This is a genomic window from Streptomyces sp. NBC_00597 (assembly GCF_041431095.1).
GTDB lineage: Bacteria > Actinomycetota > Actinomycetes > Streptomycetales > Streptomycetaceae > Streptomyces.
Genome location: NZ_CP107757.1, coordinates 1,278,261 through 1,298,837 on the forward strand (window position 1 = coordinate 1,278,261; position 20,577 = coordinate 1,298,837).

At 73.0% G+C, this 20,577-nt stretch carries 20 protein-coding genes and 1 pseudogene; 10 read left to right on the forward strand and 11 right to left on the reverse strand.

Translation table 11 applies throughout. The features are described 5' to 3' along the window. Nucleotides 1-50: 50 nt before the first annotated feature. Entirely contained in the window at nt 51-545 is a 495-nt protein-coding gene (locus OG974_RS05410) for an HAD family acid phosphatase (RefSeq protein ID WP_329315310.1), read from the forward strand. A 143-nt stretch (nt 546-688) separates the two neighbouring features. On the opposite strand, the gene OG974_RS05415 is transcribed toward OG974_RS05410, so the two are convergent. Continuing rightward, entirely contained in the window at nt 689-904 is a 216-nt protein-coding gene (locus OG974_RS05415) for a dodecin (protein ID WP_327279781.1), read from the reverse strand. A gap of 164 nt (nt 905-1,068) precedes the next feature. On the opposite strand from OG974_RS05415, the gene OG974_RS05420 reads away from it, so the two are divergent. The 3 genes and pseudogenes from OG974_RS05420 to OG974_RS05430 form a co-directional block, all read left to right on the forward strand. Further along, nucleotides 1,069-2,331 (forward strand): extracellular solute-binding protein, encoded by a 1,263-nt coding sequence (locus tag OG974_RS05420; RefSeq protein ID WP_371646744.1) that lies wholly within the window; start codon nt 1,069-1,071, stop codon nt 2,329-2,331. Nucleotides 2,332-2,500: 169 nt separating this feature from the next. Further along, nucleotides 2,501-3,343 (forward strand): GNAT family N-acyltransferase, encoded by an 843-nt coding sequence (locus tag OG974_RS05425; RefSeq protein ID WP_327279782.1) that lies wholly within the window; start codon nt 2,501-2,503, stop codon nt 3,341-3,343. Further along, nucleotides 3,340-3,867, forward strand: a pseudogene (locus tag OG974_RS05430) (lysophospholipid acyltransferase family protein); the annotation flags it as partial. The gene OG974_RS05425 and the pseudogene OG974_RS05430, both read left to right, overlap by 4 nt. Before the next feature lie 239 nt (nt 3,868-4,106). On the opposite strand, the gene egtD reads toward OG974_RS05430, so the two are convergent. From egtD to egtA, 4 genes are read right to left on the reverse strand one after another with little or no spacing between them, the layout of a single operon-like run. Next, the gene (gene egtD, locus OG974_RS05435; RefSeq protein ID WP_327279783.1) at nt 4,107-5,141 is read right to left on the reverse strand and encodes an L-histidine N(alpha)-methyltransferase; all 1,035 of its coding nucleotides are present in this window, start codon (nt 5,139-5,141) and stop codon (nt 4,107-4,109) included. After that, nucleotides 5,138-5,896 (reverse strand): ergothioneine biosynthesis protein EgtC, encoded by a 759-nt coding sequence (gene egtC, locus OG974_RS05440; RefSeq protein WP_327279784.1) that lies wholly within the window; start codon nt 5,894-5,896, stop codon nt 5,138-5,140. The genes egtD and egtC overlap by 4 nt, the downstream gene beginning before the upstream one ends. Continuing rightward, complete coding sequence (egtB, locus tag OG974_RS05445) at nt 5,896-7,236, reverse strand: ergothioneine biosynthesis protein EgtB (protein ID WP_371645615.1); 1,341 nt, start codon at nt 7,234-7,236, stop codon at nt 5,896-5,898. Before egtB ends, egtC begins: the two co-directional genes overlap by 1 nt. Beyond that, nucleotides 7,236-8,564, reverse strand: coding sequence for an ergothioneine biosynthesis glutamate--cysteine ligase EgtA (egtA, locus tag OG974_RS05450; RefSeq protein ID WP_327279786.1), 1,329 nt, complete (start codon nt 8,562-8,564; stop codon nt 7,236-7,238). Before egtA ends, egtB begins: the two co-directional genes overlap by 1 nt. Nucleotides 8,565-8,694: 130 nt before the next feature. Between egtA and OG974_RS05455 the strand changes: the two genes are divergently transcribed. Further along, nucleotides 8,695-9,528 carry a TIGR02452 family protein gene (locus tag OG974_RS05455; protein WP_371645616.1) on the forward strand — a complete coding sequence of 278 codons (834 nt, stop codon included), beginning with the start codon at nt 8,695-8,697 and terminating at the stop codon, nt 9,526-9,528. Between the two features lie 95 nt (nt 9,529-9,623). Next, complete coding sequence (locus OG974_RS05460; RefSeq protein ID WP_328764456.1) at nt 9,624-9,971, forward strand: hypothetical protein; 348 nt, start codon at nt 9,624-9,626, stop codon at nt 9,969-9,971. Between the two features lie 21 nt (nt 9,972-9,992). Here OG974_RS05460 and OG974_RS05465 read toward each other — a convergent pair whose 3' ends face one another. From OG974_RS05465 to OG974_RS05490, 6 genes are all read right to left on the reverse strand, one after another. Continuing rightward, nucleotides 9,993-10,457 (reverse strand): type II toxin-antitoxin system PemK/MazF family toxin, encoded by a 465-nt coding sequence (locus tag OG974_RS05465; RefSeq protein ID WP_328764457.1) that lies wholly within the window; start codon nt 10,455-10,457, stop codon nt 9,993-9,995. Between the two features lie 46 nt (nt 10,458-10,503). Next, nucleotides 10,504-10,944 (reverse strand): ester cyclase, encoded by a 441-nt coding sequence (locus OG974_RS05470; RefSeq protein ID WP_327279790.1) that lies wholly within the window; start codon nt 10,942-10,944, stop codon nt 10,504-10,506. Between the two features lie 53 nt (nt 10,945-10,997). After that, on the reverse strand, nt 10,998-11,663 hold the full coding sequence (locus tag OG974_RS05475; RefSeq protein ID WP_327279791.1) for an O-methyltransferase: 666 nt from the start codon (nt 11,661-11,663) through the stop codon (nt 10,998-11,000). A 289-nt stretch (nt 11,664-11,952) separates the two neighbouring features. Further along, nucleotides 11,953-13,383: an amidase gene (locus tag OG974_RS05480; RefSeq protein WP_327279792.1), complete on the reverse strand. Its 1,431-nt coding sequence runs from the start codon at nt 13,381-13,383 to the stop codon at nt 11,953-11,955. A gap of 58 nt (nt 13,384-13,441) precedes the next feature. Beyond that, nucleotides 13,442-14,146, reverse strand: coding sequence for an alpha/beta hydrolase (locus OG974_RS05485; RefSeq protein WP_327279793.1), 705 nt, complete (start codon nt 14,144-14,146; stop codon nt 13,442-13,444). Nucleotides 14,147-14,228: 82 nt separating this feature from the next. After that, nucleotides 14,229-15,530: an MFS transporter gene (locus OG974_RS05490; RefSeq protein ID WP_371645617.1), complete on the reverse strand. Its 1,302-nt coding sequence runs from the start codon at nt 15,528-15,530 to the stop codon at nt 14,229-14,231. A 296-nt stretch (nt 15,531-15,826) separates the two neighbouring features. Between OG974_RS05490 and OG974_RS05495 the strand changes: the two genes are divergently transcribed. The 4 genes from OG974_RS05495 to OG974_RS05510 all read left to right on the forward strand — a co-directional run bounded on the left by OG974_RS05495 (nt 15,827) and on the right by OG974_RS05510 (nt 20,453). Continuing rightward, complete coding sequence (locus OG974_RS05495) at nt 15,827-16,873, forward strand: LacI family DNA-binding transcriptional regulator (RefSeq protein WP_327279795.1); 1,047 nt, start codon at nt 15,827-15,829, stop codon at nt 16,871-16,873. A gap of 265 nt (nt 16,874-17,138) precedes the next feature. Continuing rightward, nucleotides 17,139-18,338, forward strand: a complete 1,200-nt coding sequence (locus OG974_RS05500) for an acetyl-CoA C-acyltransferase (protein ID WP_371645618.1) — start codon at nt 17,139-17,141, stop codon at nt 18,336-18,338. A 150-nt stretch (nt 18,339-18,488) separates the two neighbouring features. Then, a complete protein-coding gene (locus OG974_RS05505) occupies nt 18,489-19,928 on the forward strand; it encodes an aldehyde dehydrogenase family protein (protein WP_327279797.1) in 1,440 nt (479 codons plus the stop codon). A 117-nt stretch (nt 19,929-20,045) separates the two neighbouring features. Continuing rightward, on the forward strand, nt 20,046-20,453 hold the full coding sequence (locus tag OG974_RS05510; protein ID WP_329315323.1) for a thioredoxin family protein: 408 nt from the start codon (nt 20,046-20,048) through the stop codon (nt 20,451-20,453). The last annotated feature ends 124 nt before the right edge of the window (nt 20,454-20,577 follow it).

Consider the following 20,577-nt stretch of genomic DNA (forward strand, 5'->3'; position numbering starts at 1 on the left):
AGGCTGTAACGCACGCGCGCCGTCAGGATTCCCTGCCTACTCTGACCCGCATGAGTGAGCGCAACGACCGCCGGCCGCTGGCCGTCTTCGACATCGACAACACCCTGGCCGACACCGACCACCGCCAGCACTTCCTGGAGGGCCGCCCACGGGACTGGGAGGGCTTCTTCGGTGCGGCGCCGGCCGACCCGCCGCTGGCGCGCGGGGTGGCACTGGCGGTGGAGCGCGCGGCCGACTGCGAGATCGTGTACCTCACCGGCCGTCCGGAGCGGTGCCGCGCGGACACGGTGGAGTGGCTGGCCCGGCACGGGCTGCCGGAGGGCCGGCTGTGGATGCGCGGGAACCAGGACCGCAGGCCGGCCCGGACCACCAAACTGGAGGTGTTGCAGCGGCTCGCCCGGGGCCGGGAGGTGCGGATGCTCGTGGACGACGACGAGCTCGTCTGCCAGGCGGCGCGCGCCGCGGGCTTCACGGTGGTCCTAGCGAACTGGGCGGCGGACGCGCCGGAGCTCAAGTCCGCCCAGGAGAGCGAGGGCCGCACCTGAGGCCGCACTTCGGACCGTGCCGGCTCCCGGCCGGTCGACGGCCTGGCGGCCCGGGCCCGCCGCCGGCGTAGCGAACCCCGGCCGGTCGACGGCGTAGCGGAACCCGGGCCCGCCGACCGGCCGGCCCGGGTCCGCCGACCGGGTCAGTCTTCGCCGTCGAGGCGGAAGCCGACCTTGAGCCCCACCTGGTAGTGCGCCACGGCGCCGTTCTCGATGTGCCCGCGCACCTGTGTGATCTCGAACCAGTCCAGGTTGCGCAGAGTCTGGCCCGCCCGGGTGATCCCGTTGCGGATGGCCTGATCGATGCCCTCGGGGGAGGTGCCGACGATCTCGGTCACCCGGTAGGTGTGATTGGACATGGAGGTCTCCCGACGGTGGGGTCTTGTGCCTCGTTCCACGGTGCCCCAGTAAGTCCAATTCCGCGAACTTTGTGCGAACAGTCCCGAGTGAAAGGCCCTTGACCCGCCCATTGGTCTATGCCAATTTCAAGCCATCCGAGATCGACCTCCAGAAGGTGACCTTCGTGAAGATGCGCTTCCTCGCCGTGTGCACGGCCCTCGCGGCCGCGACCGCCCTCACCGGTTGCAGCCTGCTGGGAGGATCCGCCGACGGGAAGCAGAAGGTGACGCTCTGGCTCATGAAGGGCAGCGCCTCGGAGGCCTTCATCACGGACTTCACCGCCTCCTTCGAGCGGGAGCACCCCGGCATCGAACTGGACGTCAAGATCCAGGAATGGACGGGCATCGGCGAGAAGGTCAACGCCGTGCTCGCCGGTAAGGGCAGCGAGAGCGCCGACGTCATCGAGGTCGGCAACACCCAGGTCGCCCAGTACATCGAGACCGGCGGCCTGTCCGAACTCACCCTGGAGGGCCTGCGCGAGTGGGGCAGCAGGGACTGGCTCAAGGGCCTCTCCGACCCGGGGAGCATCAACGGGGCCCAGTACGGAGTCCCCTGGTACGCCGCCAACCGTGTGGTGATCTACAACAAGGACCTCTTCGCGAACGCAGGGATCAAGACCCTGCCCAAGAACCGGCAGGAGTGGATCCAGGCCACCCAGAAGCTCGACAAGGGCGACCAGCAGGGCATCTACCTGGCCGGGCAGAACTGGTACGTCCTGTCGGGGTTCATCTGGGACGAGGGCGGCGACCTCGCCGTGGAGACCGGCGGACAGTGGGTCGGCACCCTCGACGACGAGAAGGCCCTGGCCGGGATGACGTTCTACAAGCAGCTCCAGGCCCTCGGCGACGGCCCGAAGAGCGCCGACGAGGAGACGCCCCCGCAGTCCGACGTCTTCTCCCGCGGCGACGTCGCCCAGATCATCGCCCCGCCCGGCCAGGCCGCCGCGATCGAGGCCGCCAACCCCGCCCTCAAGGGCAAGCTCGGCTTCTTCCCCGTCCCCGGCAAGACCTCGGACAAGCCCGGCGCCGTCTTCACCGGCGGCTCCGACCTGATCATCCCCGAGCGGACGGGGCACCGGGCCCAGGCCGTCGACGTGATCACCGCCCTGGTCAGCGAGAAGTGGCAGACCGAGCTCGCCCGCACGATGAGCTACGTACCGAACAAGACCACCCTCGCGCACCTCGTCGACGGCAACGAGGGCGCCGCGACCATGGCCGTCGGAGCCGCCCAGGGCCGGGCCACGCCGAAGTCCGCCCGCTGGGCCGAGGTCGAGGGCAAGAACCCGATCAAGCCCTACATGACGGCCGTGCTCACCGGCCAGAACCCCGAGCAGGCCGCCAAGGCGGCATCGGAGACGATCAGCAAGGTCCTCAGCTCCGACCGCTGAGCACCGCCCGGCACCGCCCGCCCCACGGCCCCGAGCCCGCCGAGTTCAGCGTTCGCACATCCAAGTGCCGCTGAGCGGTCATGTCGAATCCAGCCGGTCACGGAAGAAGTAAAGGAGCCAGGACGGCACGCCTGCCGGCCTGACTCCCGTGCCCGGATCAGGAGCCGCAATGACCATCGCCCCCCTGTCCCCGTCCACCCTTCCCCCCTCCACCATCACCCCCGTCACCCCCGCACCCGTCCCCGCGGCCGCACCCGTCACGGCACCCGCAGCCCTCCCCGCCACCCCCCGCTACGCCGTCCGCCTCGCCCGCAGCGAGGACGAGGTGCGCGCCGCCCAGCGCCTGCGCCACCTGGTGTTCGCCGGAGAGCTCGGCGCCCGCCTCGACGGCCCCGAGCCGGGCCTCGACTCCGACGCCTTCGACGCCTACTGCGACCACCTCCTCGTCGTCGAGGAAGAGACCGAGCAGGTCGTCGGCACCTACCGGCTGCTGCCCCCGGAGCGCGCGGCCGTCGCCGGCCGCCTCTACTCCGAAGGCGAGTTCGACCTCTCGGCCCTCGCCCCGATCCGCCCCGACCTCGTCGAGGTCGGACGGTCCTGCGTCCACCCCGACCACCGCAACGGCGCCGTCATCGCCCTGATCTGGGCCGGCCTCGCCCGCTACATGGACCGCTCCGGCCACAACTGGCTCGCCGGCTGCTGCTCGATGCCGCTCGCCGACGGCGGGGTCCTGGCCGCAGCCACCCGCGAGAGCGTCCTCACCCGCAACCTCGCCCCCGAGGAGTACCGGGTCACCCCCCACCTCCCCTGGAACGCCGAAGGCATCACCTTCCCGGCCCGCACGGAGCTGCCCCCGCTGCTCCGCGGCTACCTGCGCCTGGGCGCCTGGGTGTGCGGCGAGCCGGCCCTCGACGCCGAGTTCGGCTGCGCCGACCTGTACGTGCTGCTCTCCCTGCGGCGCACCAACCCGCGCTACCTCAAGCACTTCCTCTCGCTCGTCCCGGCCGCATGAGCGTCTGGCTGCCCACCTCGCCCTGCACCCCCGAGGCCTGCGCCGGCCACGACGGGCACCGTGCGAGCCCCGCCCGCGCGGCGCTCCGGCTCACCGCCGCCGCCGCCCTGATCCTCCTCGGGATCCTCGGCTTCCAGCCGCTCAGGCTGCTCCGTACCCGCCCCCGCCAGGCATTGGTGAGGGCCTGGGCGACCGCCCTGGTCCGCTCCTTCGGCATACGGATCACCGTGCACGGCAACCCCGGCCCGGGCGGCGGCCGGCTGATCGTCGCCAACCACATCTCCTGGCTCGACATCGCACTGGTCGCCTCCGTCATGCCCTGCCGGATGCTGGCCAAGAGCGACATCCGCGACTGGCCGGTGCTCGGCCCGCTCTCCCGACAGAACGGCACCCTGTTCATCGAACGGGAGCGGATCCGCGCCCTCCCCGACACCGTCGACGCCATGACCGGCGCCCTGCTGGCCGGCGACCGCGTCACCGTCTTCCCCGAGGGCAGCACCTGGTGCGGCCGTGCCCGGGGGACCTTCCGGCGGGCCGCGTTCCAGGCCGCCCTGACCGCCCGGGTCCCCGTACAGCCCGTACAGCTCGCCTACCGGCTCCCCGACGGGAGCCCCGCCGGGGCGCCCGCCTTCGTCGGGGACGATCCGCTGACCGCCTCCCTGTGGCGGATCGCCCGGGCCCGCGGGGTGCGGGCCGAGGTCCGGCTGCTGCCGCGGATCCCGCCGGGCCGCCACGCGGACCGGCGGGAACTCGCGGCCGCGGCTCAGGCGGCCGTCGCCGCGGACTCCGTACCCGCCTCCGCACTGCTCGCGGGCGTGCCGGCCCAGCCGACCGCGCCGTCCGCTACCGACAGGGACAGTGCGAAGCGACCCTCCGCATCCGTCCACCACTGGGTCAACTCAAGCCCTGCGTCGGCCAGTTCCGCCCGTACGCCCTCCTGACGGAACTTCGCGGAGATCTCCGTCAGGATCTCCTCACCCGCCTCGAACGGCACCACCAGATCCAGCTCCCGGACCTTCACCACCAGCTCCGACCGGGCCCGCAGCCGCATCTCGATCCACTCCTGCTCCCGGTTCCACACCGCGACGTGCTCAAAGTCGTCGGTGCGGAAGTCCGCACCCAACTCCCGGTTGACGACGGCCAGGACGTTCTTGTTGAACTCGGCCGTCACCCCCTGCGCGTCGTCGTACGCGGCCACCAGCGCGGCCTCGTCCTTCACCAGGTCCGTCCCCATCAGCAGCGCGTCCCCGGGCGACAGCATCGCCCGTACGGACGCCAGGAACACGGCACGCTCCGGCGGCAGCAGATTGCCGATCGTGCCGCCGAGGAACACCACCAGTCGGGGCCCCGGGGAATCCGGCAGCTTCAGCGGCTTCGTGAAGTCGGCCACCAGCGCGTGCACCCGCAGCCCCGGGTGCTCCGCCAGCAGCGTCCCGGCGGCCCCCTCCAGGGCGCTCCCGCTCACGTCCACCGGTATGTACGTGTGCAGCGCGGGCATCGCTTCGATCAGGTGCCGGGTCTTCTCCGAGGAGCCGGAACCCAGCTCCACCAGCGTGCGCGCCCCGCTCGCCGAAGCGATCTCCCCAGCCCGCGCCAGCAGGATCTCCCGCTCGGCGCGCGTCGGATAGTACTCCGGCAACCGGGTGATCTCCTCGAAGAGTTCGCTGCCCCGCGCATCGTAGAACCACTTGGGCGGCAGCACCTTGGGGGACACCGTCAGCCCGTGCAGGACATCGGCGCGCAGCGCGGTGTCGGCGGAGTGCTCGTCGAGGGTGCGGGTCAACTGGAATTCGCTCACTGCGGGTTCTCCTTCAGCGGGGTCAGGTCGACCCGTGTGCCACGGGCGGTCAGCAGGGTCCGGTCGGGTACTTCGCACCAGCGGGAATCGTCGTCATAGGGCTCGGACGCCACCACCGTGCGCTGCGCCTGCGCGTCGGCCAGGTACCAGAGGGAATCGCCCCAGGCCGTCGCCGCGATGCCCGTGCCGTCGGTCAGCAGCAGGTTCAGTCGGGAGCCGGGGGCCACCGCCTCGAACTCCCGCACCGGTTCGGCGAGCGCCGTGCCGAGATCGTCCCCGCGCTGCAGGCGGTGCAGCACCAGCGCCCAGATCAGCGCCGAGTCCGTGCCCGCGGCCAGGGACAGCAGTTCCACGGGCGGCAGGGCGGCCGCGATCGGCGCCGCCACGTCAGGCCAGTCCCGTACCGCGCCGTTGTGGCTGAACAGCCACGGCCCCGAAGCGAAGGGCGCCGCCGCGGCCTCCCCGTCCGCTCCGAACACGGTGGCGTCCCGTACGGCGGCCAACGCGGCCCGCGTACGCACCACACGCACCAGATCGGCGAAGTTCAAATCGCCCCAGATCGGCCCGGCCCGCCGGTAGCGGGCGGGAGCCGGGTCGCCCTCCGCGTACCAGCCGACACCGAAACCGTCGGCGTTGACCGTCCCGTGGCGCTGGCGCCGCGGCTCCCAGGACTGCCGCACGAGCGAATGCTCCGGCTCGCTCAGCAGCCGCGCCAGCGGCACCTCCTGCCCCACGAACGCGATATGACGGCACATCAGACGTCCCTCGCGGTCCGGAAGCCGGAGAAGATCTGCCGGCGCACGGGCAGGTCCCAGTTGCGGAACGTGCCCCGGCAGGCCACCGGATCCACGGCGAACGAACCACCGCGCAGCACCTTGTGCTCCGGGCCGAAGAACACCTCCGAGTACTCGCGGTACGGGAACGCCCGGAACCCCGGGTACGGCAGGAAATCGGAGGAGGTCCACTCCCACACGTCACCGATCAGCTGGCGCACCCCGAGCGGGGACGCCCCCGCCGGATAGCTGCCCGCCGGAGCCGGGCGCAGATGGCGCTGGCCCAGGTTGGCGTGCGACGGCGTCGGATCCTCGTCACCCCACGGGTACCGGGTGGCGCGCCCGGTCGCCGGATCGTGCCGGGCGGCCTTCTCCCACTCCGCCTCCGTGGGCAGCCGGCGCCCCGCCCAGCGGGCGTACGCGTCCGCCTCGTACCAGCTGACGTGCAGCACCGGCTCATCGGCGGGCACCGGCTCGGTCACGCCGAAGCGGCGGCGCAGCCACTGCCCGGCCTCCCGGCGCCAGAACAGCGGCGCCTCGATCCCGTGCCGACGTATCTGCTCCCAGCCTGCGGGGGCCCACCAGCGCTCGTCCCGGTAACCGCCGTCCGCGACGAACGCCTGGTACGCGGCGTTGGTCACCGGCGCCGTGTCGAGCCAGAACGCCCCGACGTCCCGGGTGTGCGCGGGCCGCTCGTTGTCCAGCGACCACGGCTCGGCCGACGTGCCCATCGTGAACGGACCGGCGGGCACCAGGACTTCGGCGGCGGCCGGCGGCGCTCCCTGCGGCGGATCCGGATCCGGGGCGGTCAGCGCGGGCTCGCCCAAGCGCAGCTGATGGGTGATCAGCATGGTCTCGTCGTGTTGCTGTTCGTGCTGGGCGATCATCCCGAACGCGAAGCCGTCGTCCAGCAGCGCGGAGCCCTCCAGCGCGGTGCGCTCCAGCAGGTCGAAGACCCGGCCGCGCACCTCGGCCGTGTATCGGCGGGCCTCAGCCGGCCCCAGCAGGGGCAGCTTCGGCCGCTCGGAACGCGGATGCTGGAACGCGTCGTAGAGCGGGTCGATCTCGGGGCGCAGCGACTCGTGCCCGGCGACGTTGCGCAACAGCCAGAGCTCCTCCTGGTTCCCGATGTGCGCCAGGTCCCACACCAGCGGGGACATCAACGGGGAGTGCTGCGCGATCAGGTCCCGGTCGCTCACCGCGTCGGTGAGCAGCGCCGTACGGGCACGGGCCGCGGTCAGCGCCGCGAAGGCCCGCTCGCGCAGCGCCGCGGGCGCACGGTCCGGGGCGTCGGTGGAATCCGCGGCAGGTGTAGTGGTCATCAGTGCGCCCCCGTTCCGGTCAGCTGCCGATGGCCGTCGTCGGCGGGACATCGACCGCGCAGTACGTAGCGTTCGTTGAAGGCGTCGACGGTGTCCTGGACGTGCCGGCTCGCACCGAGCCGCGGCAGCGCCTCGGCCGCGGCTCGGAAACACGCGACCGCAGCCGTGCGCAGCTCCGGATCGGCCAGGCCGTGCCGGGCTGCGGACTGCCACAGGGGATTGCGCGGCGCGGGCCCGGACCCGTGGGTGTCGGCCAGTGCCTTCGCCGCCCGGTACGCGCTCTCGGCCGCTTCCGGGTCGTCGAACAGCGCGTGGATGACGGCCACCGGCACCAGCCAGCCGTCGTCGCCGGGTTGGGCGTCGATCATCCGGAACTCCAGGTGGCCGCGCGGGCGCACCGGCGGGAACAGCGTCGTCAGGTGGTACTCAAGGTCCTCGGCGGTGGGCGGCCGCAGGAGGGGGGAACCGGCGCCGGCGCCGGCTGCCGCGCCGTCGGTCCGGAGCCAGTCGCGGAAGGTCAGCCCGCGCGGGGCCGCCCACGACCCGCCGTCGGGCGCGCGCAGGCACATCACCTCGGTGTCCAGCGCGTGCCGGGTCCACCCGGCCCGCGGTTCGGTGTCCGGTGGCGGGGCGAGCGCGCGCCGACTGTCGATGTCCCGCCAGATCCCCTGTCGGGAGCACCGCCAGCCGGCGTACGGGCCCTCGTGCGCGGGGGAGTTGGCGAAGGCCGCCACGAACACGGCGCCCAACAGATGGGCCAGCCGCCAGCGCCGGCCGTACCCGAGGGGGCCCGGTTCCTCGTGCCCGGCGTCCACGCAGACCTGCACGGAGGCGGAGGAACGCATCATCGCGCGCCCGGCGGGGCCGGTGCGGTCGAAGTAGATCTCCATCGCGTCGTAGCGCGGGCTGTGCAGCAGTCGGCGCAGCGGCCGGCGCGCATCGCGGCCGGTCCCGCACAGGACCAGACCTCGGGCCCGCAGGGCGGCCCGTACGGCGGTGAGATCGGCTTGTAGGCCGTCCACGCAGCCGGAGAGGGAGGGGGCGGGGGCCGAGCTGAGCTCCAGCTGGCCGCCGGGCTCGATGCTGAGCCGGGACTGCAGGGTCAGGGCGCGGGCCGCGTCGTGCGCGGCCGTCAGCCGGTCGGGCGGCAATATCTCGCCTGGCCGCTCGGCGTCCAGGACGAGCCATTCGAGCTCGGCACCGAGGGTACGGGGCGGGCCCGTCTTGAAACAGATGCCGTGGACCAGGTCCTCGGCGGCGGTTTCGCTGAGCGCGGGTGAGGCGCCCGGGGTCTGAGGGGCTGGTGGTGCGGACGAGTCCAGAGGCATGGCCGGGTCTCCTGTCCAATGATGTGACTTGACCATGCCTACCCGTCCTTGTCGGCCTGAAAGGTGGGAGTCGGCCACCGCGCGGAAAAATCTCTGGCCGCGGGCGGTCCGTACTGCCGATGATGGCGACGTGAGCAGCAGATTGCGCGAGATCGCGCGGGAGAACGCGACCATCGTGGCGGCCGGTGGCTACCGATCGCGGTCGGGGCGGCAGGTGTCCCTCGCCGCCGCCCTGACGGACGCCAGGGCCGGAACCAGGATATATGGGCCAAACCAGGTCATTCCAGACGAGGATTTTCCCGCCGCACGCCATGAGACGGCCATCGAGGTGACGGGGGAGAGCAGCACGGTCGCAGCCCGTAGGCTCGCCGCCGACGGTCCGGCGCCGGTCCCGGTGGCCGTCCTGAACTTCGCCTCGGCCCGCAATCCCGGGGGCGGCTACCTCCGCGGGGCCAAGGCGCAGGAAGAAGCGCTGTGCCGCGCCTCCGCCCTGTACGAGACCCTGCTGGAGGCCCCGGAGTACTACGAGGTCCACCGCGCGGGACGCAGCACCTTCTACACCGACCGGGTGATTCACTCGCCCGGGGTCCCCGTCTTCCGCGACGACCGGGGCGAACTCCTGGACACCCCCTTCCGAGCGGGCTTCCTCACCTCCCCGGCCCCGAACGCGGGCACCATCCGCCGCCAGGAGCCAGAACGCACCGCCGAGATCCCGGCGGCCCTGGCCCGGCGCGCGGAGCGCGTCCTGGAAACGGCGACGCTGCACGGATACCCGCGGCTGGTGCTGGGGGCCTGGGGGTGCGGAGTGTTCCAGAACGACCCCGCAGAGGTCGCGGAGGCCTTCCGGGCCCTGCTGGCCGGCCGTTTCGCAGGGGTCTTCGAACGGGTGGTGTTCGGGATCCTGGACCGCGATCCGGCCCCCAAGGAGGCGTTCCAGCGGACTTTCGCGGAGTTCGGAGCCTGAGGGGGAGGGGCCGGAAGGGTGGGAGGCGCCGCAGCGGCCGGGCGCCGGCGTCGCGTGTCCGGTGACCGTCGGTGGGTCCCGCCATACTGCGTCGTGTGACCGACCCCGAGCCTGACCCCGATCCCGACGTCGCCCCCGACGCCCTGTTCGAGGACATCGCCGCCGACCTCGCCCCGCGCGGAGTCACCACGGGCGCCATGTTCGGGGCGCGCGCCCTCAAAGCCCGCGGCAAGGTCTTCGCCTGCCTCAACGGCGACACCCTCGCCGTCAAACTCGGCGCGGGCACCCCGGCGCACACCAAAGCCCTGTCCCTGCCCGGCGTCGAACTCTTCGACCCCTCCGGCGCAGGGCACCCCTTCAAGGACTGGGTCGTCCTGCCCGCCGGCCGGGCGGAGCACTGGCCGCACTACGCCGAACGGGGACTGGCCGCCCTCGGCGGCTGACCCACCGGCCCGTCCGGCGCGCTACCTCCAGCCGTAGCGCTCGCGGAGCCGGTTCACGACCAGCTGGAACCGGCCCCGGTCCAGGGCGCACGCCTCGCGCCGCATGCCCGCCTCGTGCACCCTCAGCACCCGGTCCACGTCCACCCAGGACTCCCGCCCGGCGCCGTCCCACGGCCCCGTCCCGATCGGCACCCACTCCCGATCGTTGTCGTGCCGCTTGCTGGACAGCTGTACGGCGAGCAGCGTCCGCCCGCCCTCCTCCCGGGCGACGACCAGCACGGGGCGGTCCTTGCCGCGCCCGTCGTTCTCCTCGTACGGGACCCAGGTCCACACGATCTCGCCGGGATCCGGATCGCCGTCCTTGTCGGGCGCGTACTCGGTGCGCACGGGCCCGATGGCATGCGGATCGGCCTCGGTCGTGGCGGTGACCCCGTCGCGCCCGGGCTGCTCGGTGGGATCGGAGCTGTGGTGGGAAAGTGCCGTCATTCGGGTGAGGTTACTGGCTCGGACCGCCTGCGCGCGCCAGCGGCGGTCACTCCGTCCCCGGCCAGTCCCAGCCCAGCTGGGCGAAGAGCCCGAGCCGGTCGCTCACGGCTCGAATCTGCGCGATCTTCCCCTCGACGAGGGTGAAGATCCAGATGGCCTCCACCTCGAACGCGCGCCCGGTCGGCTTCGGCATCCGCGGGTGGGTGCCGTTGTGGGTGCCGCACTGCAGGACGCGCGCGACGACTTGGTCGCCCTCGCCGACGAGTTCTTCGACCTGGACGGTGAGCGGGTCGAAGGCGGCGAGCTGGCTGCGGATGCCGTCGAAGGCGGCGCCGGGCTCGTCGGCCTCGCCGTGGATGATCTGGTTGTGGTCGACGACGTCCCCGGCCATGAACTTCACCAGGTCCTGCGGCCGTCGCTCGCTGACCGCCTCGAAGAAGCCGAGGACGGCCTGCTTGTTGTCCTCCACGGAAATGCTCGTGCCCATCTCGTTCCCCCACTGGCGTCGTTGGTCGACGCGAGCATACGAGGGGCCGCGGATCAGCCGGTGACCAGGGCCATGACCAGGCCGTCGTAGCCCTTGCTGCCGACGGTCTGGAGGGCGGTCGCGGTCAACCTCGGGTGCTCGGCGATCAGTTCGGTGAACCGGCGCACCCCCTGGACGCGGGGGTCGGTGCTGTCGGCGTCAACGACCGCGCCGTCCCGGACGACGTTGTCGCCGATGATGACGCTCCCGGGCCGGGTGAGCTCAAGGGCCCACTTCAGGTAGTCCGGGTTGGACGGCTTGTCGGCGTCGATGAAGACGAGGTCGAACGGGGCGAGGTCCACCAGTTCGGGCAACAGGTCGATGGCCCGGCCGCGCCGGATGTCGACGACCTCGTCCAGCCCCGCCCGGGCGATGTTGGCGGCGGCGACGTCCGCACAGTGCTCGTCGACCTCCAGCGTGACCAGCCGCCCGCCGGCGGGCAGCGCCCTGGCCAGCCAGATGGTGCTGTAGCCGCCGAGCGTACCGATCTCAAGGACGGTGCGGGCGCCGTGAATGCGGGCCAGGAGGTGCAGCAACTTCCCCTGATTCGGAGCCACCTGATGCGCGGGCAGCCCCGCCGCCTCGGAGTCGACGCTCGCGGCGACGAGAGCGTCGTCCTCCCGGACGAGGAGCCCGTTGAAGTAGCCGTCGACGGCCGTCCACGTCGTCTGCTGAACCATGAGTGCTCCTGCTCCCCGTGACGTGTGAGTTCCTAAAGGAAACGTACACGAGATCGACAGTCTTCCAACAGGGTGTTGAAGGTTGGGGCCGGGGCCGGGGCCGGGGCCGGTCGGTGCCGGCGGGGCGGGGTGCGGGGTGGGGGCGGGAGCCGGGCCGGGCGGTGTCGGTGGGGTCGGCCGGGGGCGGCCCCGCCCCCGGCATCCCGGCCGGCCCCTCCGACCCCGATCCGCCCCGCCCCCGGCCCCGCCCCCGGGTCGGCTCGGTCGATGGCCGGCCTGCCGGGGGCCCTCAGGTTCCGCCCGGCCAGTGGCGTGCCCAGCCTTCTGCCGCTTCCGTCTGCGCAGCCAGGCTCAGGAGGAGGGGTTCCGATCCCTCCGGGCCCAGGAGTTGGGCTCCCATCGGGAGGCCCTCGGTCGTGAATCCCGCCGGGATGTTCATCCCCGGCCAGCCGAGGACGTTCCACGTCCAGGCGTACGGGCAGGCCGCGATCATCGCCCGGTCCGTGGCCATCGCGCCGAGCCCCGCCAGGGCTCCGATGCGCAGGGGTGGTGCGGCCGTCGTCGGGGTCAGGACGACGTCGAAGCGGCCGAAGATCTCGCCGACCCGCCGCCGTAGCAGGACTTCCGCCCGGCGGGACACCCGCAGCGGGAGGCCGCCCAGGACGCGGCCCGTGCGCATCGCCTCGTGCGTGCGCGGGTCCAGCACCGCGGGGTCCGGTACGCGGGACGCCCAGTCCCGTACGCCTCCGGTCGCCCGGGGGACGAAGGTGAGGCCGATCTGTCCGTAGCGCGGGTCCTGCGGGACCACTTCGTGGCCCAGCGACTCCAGCCGTGCGGCCAGTCGCTCCACCGCCGAACGGACCTCCGGGTCCAGGGACTTCGGCGTCGCGGTGAAGGCCATGGCGAACGACAGGGCGATGCGCAGCCTGCGCGGGGTGCGGCGGGTCGCCTCGACCGCCGAGACGGGGGCCGGGTGGTGCCGGTCCCCGGGGTGCTGGCCGCTCGCCGCGTCGAGCAGGAGCGCCGCGTCGGCGACGGTGCGGGCCAGTACACCGTTGACCGTCAGCCCGTGGAACGACTCCGGCTCGGGCCAGGTGGAGATGCGGCCGCGCTGCGGTTTGACGCCCACCAGGTGGGTCCAGGCAGCGGGGATCCGTACCGAACCCGCCCCGTCGGACCCGAGCGCCGCCGGGACCAGGCCCGCGGCCACGGCGGCTGCCGAGCCGCCCGAGGAACCACCGGGCGTGAAGGCCGGGTTCCACGGATTGCGGGTGTCGCCGAACGCCGGGCCCTCGGTGAACGGCCATTGGCCCAGCTCTGGTGTCTGGGTCTTGCCGACGATGATCGCGCCGGCCGCGCGCAGTCTTCGTACGGCCTCGCCGTCGGCGGTCTTCGGCGGGAACTCCCCGGCGCAGCCGAACGCGGTCGGCTCCCCGGCGACGTCCATGTCGTCCTTGACGGCGACCGGTACACCGAGCAGCGGGAGCAGCTCTCCGGCGGCCAGGCGACGGTCGGCCGTGTCCGCCTCGGCGAGCGCGGCCTCGGTGCGCACGATCCGGAATGCGTTCAGCTCCGGCTGCGCGGTGGCGATCCGCTCCAGTGCCTCCTCGGTCAACCGGCGTGCGGAGACGGCTCCTTCGGCGAGCGCCCGTGCCGTGTCCACCAGACCACCGCAGGCGGAAGAGCCGGTCGAAGCTCTGGTACCTGACGCCACCGACATCGGACCTCCTCGTTACCGATCGGTAGGGCCGAAGGTAGCGGGGAGGGACCGAGGGTGGCTAGAGCGGTTGGATCCAGCCTTCCAGCGAGGTCATGAAACCGTCGAAGTCGTCGCGGTGGATGGTGTGTCCGGCGCCGGCGACCGACCGGACCTCGAAGCCGCACTCTTCGAGGAGCGCGGCCCGCTCCGGCGAGATGGGGATGCTCGGGTCGGCGAGCTGGACGAGCGAGGGGACCACCGGCGCCGCCGGCAGCAGGTTCGCGCCGGACAGCGAGGCCATGCCGAGCGCCATCTCCTCGTCCCACGCGGCCAGGGTCTCCAGCTCGATGTCGACGTCCGCGTCCTCCCAGCGCGGGTTCATCGCCCGGATCTGCTCCTTGGGCGCGGACTTGAACTGGACGAACAGCTCCGGGCCCATCCCCTCGGCCGGGCCGGCCAGGTGCCAGGCCGGGTCGGAGAACACCGCCCGCTTCGGCCTCAACCGGTTCACGGCGAGGGACAGGGCCAGTCCGCCCAGGGAGTGGCCGATGGCGAGGTCGGCGCCCGTCGGCAGGCTCTCGACGAGGTCGTCCGCGAAGAGCTCCGGGCGGTAGGCGCCGCGCCCGCTGGCGCCGTGGCCGCGCAGGTCCACGGCGATGACCCGGTAGCCGCGGTCGGCGAGTGCGGGGCCCACCCGGCGCCAGGTCCGGTGGTCGGCCATCATGCCGTGGATCAGGAGCGCGACGCGGTCGCCCTCGCCCCAGGTGTGGGTGTGCAGCTGCACGGTGTTGCCTTTCTGCAGGGTGGTGCCGTGTACGAGAGGAGGCGGACCGGGTGGAAAGGGGACGGCGGTGGACCGCCCGCGCTCACCGCACGCTGCGGATCGGCTTCACCGCCAGCGCGCCCGCCACCGCCAGGACGGCGGCGACGACGAACAGGGCGGTGTAGCCGCCGCTCAGCGAGACGACCACCGAGGCGACGAACGGCGCGATGATCTGCGGGCCCGCGTTCGCGATGTTGAGCACGCCCATGTCGCGGGCCGCGTCCTCGGCCTTCGGGAGCACCATCGTCACGAGCGCCGTGTCGACGGCCATGGAGCAGCCGAAGGCGAGTCCGTTGACGGCCGCGAAGGCGAGCACGGCCGTCCAGCTCGCCGACACGGCCGGGATCACGAGCGCGACGGCCGACAGCAGGGCGCAGGCGCCGACGAACAGCTTGCGGCGGTCGAGCCGGTCGGAGAGGTAGCCGCCGAGGACCGTGGAGACGACCATCGCGGCGCTGGTCAGCGGCATCAGCACCGCCACCGCGGCCTGCGGCTTCATGCCGTCGGGCAGCACGGTGTGGTCCTGGAGGATGTACAGCTGGTACCCGGTGACCGCGAAGTAGCCGAGGACGAGCAGCGCCCGACCGATGAAGGCCCACCGGAAGTCGTGGTTCCGCAGGGCGCTGGTGAAGGCGGCGAGCTGCTCCTTGACGGGCATCGGGGCGCGCGCCGGGAGCCGTTCCTCGCCGGTGCAGGCGGTGAACAGGACGGCGGCACCCGCCACGACCGCGCCGAAGACGAGGTACCCGGTGCGGTAGTCCTCGGAGAACGCCGCGCCGAGCAGGGCGCCGAGGGTGGAGCCGAAGGGCAGGCCGAGCCCGACGGCCGCGGAGGCCTTGCCGCGGGCGGACTTGGGAACCCGGTCGGGGACCACGGAGGTGATGGCGGCCTGGTAGACGTTCATGACGGCCTGGCCGAGGCACCAGGCGATCGTGATGAGCAGGATCGTGTCGGCGGTGCCGAGCAGGAACATCGCCGGTACGGCGGCGAGCCCGCCGCCCAGGATCCAGGGGTTGCGCCGTCCGCTGCGGTCGGACAGCGCGCCGGCCACCGGGTTGAAGACGGTGGCGAAGATCGCGGAGACCCCTGCGATCAGGCCGAAATTGGAGACCTTGTTCGCCGGGTCGACGTCTTCTACCTGGAGGGCGAGCAGGACGCCGGCGACGCCGATGTAGAGCGTGTACATCGCGCTGTTGCCGACGAGCAGCAACGGGAACAGGCCCCGTCCGGGACCGCGCGCGGCGGTGGCGGCGCCAACTGAGGCGGACGCGTCGTCGGGGGTGGCTCCGGTGGTGCCGGTGCCGGAGGAGGAAAGGGCCACGGTGCCCTCGTGGGCGGGTTTCATCGTGCGGGTGAAAGTGGGTGAGGGGTGCAGGGAGGGGTGCGGGGAGGTGCTGGGAGGGTGCGGATCGGTGTGCCAAGAGGTGCGCGCCGCGCTGTCGCGACGGCGGGGGTGCGACGGAACACGACAGGGCGGCGGCACGGCGGGACACGGTCGGACACGTGCTGCTGCGCCCCCCCGAGGCGCGGGGTGCGGCGCCTGGTTACACGTGTCAATGAATCGTGTAACCACTGTGTAGCACTGGTTTCCGGCCATGCGCTAGCCCCCGGGCGCAATCGGTCTGGAAGGATGCCACGGCAATGTCACAGTCATCGAAAGCGCCGAAGCCGTTGGCCCCGGCCCCGGCGCCGTCCCCCGCGCAGCTCCCCGTCCCGACCAGTGCCGACGTGGCCCGCCTCGCCGGTGTGTCGCGCGCGACGGTCTCGTACGTCCTGAACAATGCGGAAGCCGTACGCATCAGCGAACCGACCCGCCGCAAGGTCCGTCAGGCCGCCGAGGAGCTCGGGTACGTACCGCACGCCGCCGCGCGCAGCCTGCGCGCCGGGCATACGCGGATCGTGCTGCTGCCCACCTCGCACGTGCCGATCGGCCCGCTCTACAGCGCCTTCCTCAACGAGCTCCAGTGGTCCCTGCGCCGCCTCGACTACACCGTGGTCCAGTACGGCAGCCTCGGCCTCAGCGGTGACGAAGCCGCGCGCGCCTGGGCCGAGCTGCGCCCGGTCGCGGTGATATCCCTCGGCGAGACCACCCTGTCCGCGCACAACGTCGCCACGCTCAAGCGGGCCGGCGCCCGCGCGGTGATAACCATGGGCCCGATCGGGGTCCCCGGGGCGCACTCCCTGGTGATGGACCAGAGCGAGGTCGGCGTCCGGGCGGCCGCGCACCTCGTCGAGCGGGGCCACCGGCGGATCGGCGTGGTCGTCCCGCAGGAGGAGGGGCTGGAGCTCTTCTCCACCCCTCGGCTGGAGGGTGCCCGCTCGGTCGCGGACGCCGTGATCGAGCCGCTCCCGATGGCCTACTCGGAGGAGTCGGCCGCCGCCCTCGCCGCCCGCTGGCGTTCGCTCGGCCCGGACGCGGTGTTCGCGTACAACGACGAGTACGCGATGCTGTTGATGCGGGCCCTGCTGGACGAGGGCCTGCGCATCCCCGAGGACGTCGCGGTGATGGGCGCGGACGACCTGCTCATCGGCAGGCTGCTGCGGCCGAGGCTGAGCACGGTGCAGATCGAGCTGCCCAGCGGGGACCACCTGGCCGAGCTGGTGGACCGGGCGGTGCGCGAGCCGTCCGAGATCACGCAGCGGCACGACCTGATGACCGCGGTGGCCGTCCGGCGGGAGTCGACCTGACGACACCGCCGCCACGTCCCGCCCCGAAGCGGACCAGACCCCGGACCGGCCCCACCGCCCCGGACCGGCCCGACCTGCCTGACCGGCTTGATCGCCCTGGTCGGTGGCCGGCGTCCGCCGCCGGCCGGCAAGGGGCCGTTGACAGCCGGTGACCTGCGGACGGAGACTGCGGGCGCGCCCCACCGGGCGCGCCCGGCGCCGTACCGGGTGCCGACCACGGCACCGCCCCGGCGCCGCCCGTAAGGATCCGCCCAGGAGAGCCCCCATGAGCATCCGCACCGTCCGCGACGTGTACGTCGTCGACGCCGTCCGCACCCCGATCGGCAAGTTCGGCGGCGCCTACGCCGGGGTCCGCCCGGACGACCTCGCCGCACACGTCGTGCGGGCGCTGGTGGACCGTACGCCCGACCTGGACCCCGCCAGGATCGACGACGTGGTCTTCGGTGACGCCAACGGCGCGGGCGAGGACAACCGGGACGTGGCCCGCATGGCGGTCCTGCTCGCAGGTCTCCCGGTGTCCGTGCCCGGGGTCACCGTCAACCGGCTCTGCGGTTCGGGTCTCGAAGCGGTGGTCCAGGCCGCCCGGGCGATCGCGCTGGGCGACGCCTCGGTGGCCATCGCGGGCGGCGTGGAGTCGATGAGCCGCGCCCCCTGGGTGGTGCAGAAGCCGGAACGGCCCTTCCCGGCCGGACACCAGCAGATGTGGTCCACCACGCTCGGCTGGCGGATGACCAACCCGCGGATGCCCGCGGAGTGGACGGGCTCCCTCGGGGAGGGCGCCGAACTCATCGCGGAGAAGCACGGCATCACCCGCGAGGCCCAGGACCTCTTCGCGCTGGAGAGCCACCGCAAGGCCGCGGCCGCCTGGTCCGCCGGACTGTACGACGACGAGGTCGTCCCGTACCCCGGGGTGGACCTCGTGCGCGACGAGTGCATCCGGGAGGGCTCCACCCCCGAGGCGCTGGCCCGCCTGAAGCCCGCGTTCCGGACGGACGGCACGGGTACGGTCACGGCTGCGAACGCCTCCCCGCTCAACGACGGCGCCGCGGCGCTGCTGCTGACGGACGAGGACGGGCTGGCGGCCACGGGCCGGGAGCCGCTCGCCCGGATCAGCGCCTCCGCGGTCACCGGCATCGAGCCGCAGCTCTTCGGTCTGGGGCCGGTCGACGCCGTGCAGCGCGCGCTCGCCAAGGCGGGCCGGGGCCTGGCCGAACTCACCACCCTTGAACTCAACGAGGCTTTCGCGGCCCAGGCGTTGGGCTGCGTCGCGGCCTGGCCGGAGCTGGACCCGGCCGTGCTCAACCCGCGCGGCGGCGCCATCGCGATCGGTCACCCGCTGGGTGCCTCCGGGGCCCGGCTGGCCGGTTCGGTGGCGCACCAGCTGGCCGCGGCCGGTTCGGGTACGGGCATGGCGACGCTGTGCATCGGGGTCGGGCAGGGCATCGCGCTCGTCCTGGAGCGCTGAACGCACCCACGCCGTCGCGCCGTCGAACGTTTCCGGTCACGACGGCCCGTCAACTGCCCAATAACTGAACAGATGTGGTGCCTCCGGTCTGGCACGATGGCGCGTGCTGCCGCCCCCTGCCACGCCCATCCCCACCGGAGGCCCCGCGCCATGCCGCTCCTCGAACCGACGCTCTGGCAGGACGGACCGACCCTGACCGGGGGCGCCGCCCCCGTCGTCGAACCCGCCACCGGCCGTACCCTCGCCACCATCGAACTGGCCGCGCCCGCCGACGTCGCGGAGGCCGCCGTACGGGCGCGGGCCGCCCAGGAGGATTGGGCGCGGGCCACCCACACGGCGCGGGCCGCGGTCCTGCGCCGCGCCGGCGACCTGTTCGCGGCCCACGCCGACGAACTGCGGGACTGGCTGGTGCGCGAGTCCGGCTCGATACCCGGCAAGGCGGACTTCGAGCTGCACGTCGCCGCCCAGGAGTGCTACGAAGCCGCCGCGCTGGCCTCCCGCCCGGCCGGACAGGTGCTGCCGAGCGAGGCTCCGCGCCTGTCCTTCACCCGCCGGGTCCCGGCCGGGGTGGTGGGCGTGGTGGCCCCGTTCAACGCGCCGCTGATCCTGGCGATCCGTTCGGTCGCGCCGGCCCTCGCCCTCGGCAACGCGGTGCTGCTCAAGCCGGATGCGCGGACCGCCGTGTGCGGCGGCCTCGCGCTCGCCGCCGTCTTCGCCGCCGCGGGGCTCCCGGACGGGCTGCTGCACGTACTGCCCGGAGACGCACGGACCGGAGCGGCGGTCGTCACGGATCCGCTGGTGCGGGTGGTGTCGTTCACCGGGTCCACGGCCGCCGGGCGGCTCGTGGGAGAACTGGCGGGCCGTCACCTCAAGCGTGCACACCTTGAGTTGGGAGGGAACTCGGCCCTCGTCGTACTCGGGGACGCCGATGTCGGGGCCGCCGTGGCGCAGGCCTCCTGGGGCTCGTTCTTCCATCAGGGCCAGATCTGCATGACGGCCGGCCGCCACCTCGTCCACGCCTCGCTGTACGACGAGTACGTGGAGCGGCTCGCCGCGCGGGCCGAGGCGCTGGCGGTGGGGGACCCGTACCGAGAGCGGGTGCACCTGGGGCCGCTGATCGACCGCGGCCAGTTGGAGCGGGTCCACGCCCTGGTGGAGGCCAGTGCGGAGCAGGGCGCCAAGCTCGTCGCCGGGGGCACCCACGAGGGGCTGTTCTACCGGCCGACCGTGCTGGCGGGCGTCGCCGACGACACCCCCGCGTACGCGGAGGAGGTTTTCGGCCCGGTGGCGCCCGTACGGTCCTTCGGCACGGAGGAGGAGGCGGTGGCCCTGGCTTCGGCGGGCCCGTACGGCCTCTCCCTCGGGATCGTGACCCGGGACGCGGCGCGCGGGCTGGAGCTGGCCGGGCGGATCCCGACCGGGATCGCGCACGTCAACGACCAGACGGTGAACGACGAGGCGGTGGCCCCCTTCGGCGGGGTGGGCGCCTCCGGCACGGGAGCCCGGTTCGGCGGGGAGGCGAACCTGGACGCCTTCACGGAGCTGCGCTGGACCACGGTCCGCTCGACCCCGGCGGGGCACCCCTTCTGAGGGCCTGGCGGGCCTGGCGGGCCTGCGGCCTGCGCGCGGCGTCGGGCCCCGGGCGGAATGCGCGGGGCGGGCCGATCGTTCAAGGTGCATACAAGGCAATCAGGAGGTCTGGACACCGTGGCTACTGTCGAGCTCACCAAGGAGAACTTCGACCGGACGGTCAGCGAGAACCCGTTCGTGCTGATCGATTTCTGGGCGGGATGGTGCCGGCCCTGCCTCCAGTTCGCCCCGGTCTACGAGAAGGCCTCGCAGGCCCACCCGGATCTGGTCTTCGCCAAGGTGGACACGGAGGCCCAGCAGGAGCTGGCCGGCGCTTTCCAGATCACCTCGATCCCGACGCTGATGATCGTCCGCGATCAGGTGGCGATCTTCGCGCAGCCCGGCGCGCTGCCGGAGGCCGCGCTGACGGACCTCATCGGGCAGGCGCGGGCGCTGGACATGGAGGAGGTGCGCGCGAAGATCGCCGCGTCGCAGCAGGAGGGCCGGCCGGGCGCGGGGGACTCCGCCGGCACGCCGGAGGCCTGAACACCGCCCCTTCGCGCCTGCGCCCGTTCTTGAGATCCCCGCCCGCGCCTCGCGCCTGCGGCGCGTCGTTCGTGGTCCACACGTAAGGTGACGGGGACATGAGCCCCTGGGACCACGGACGGTG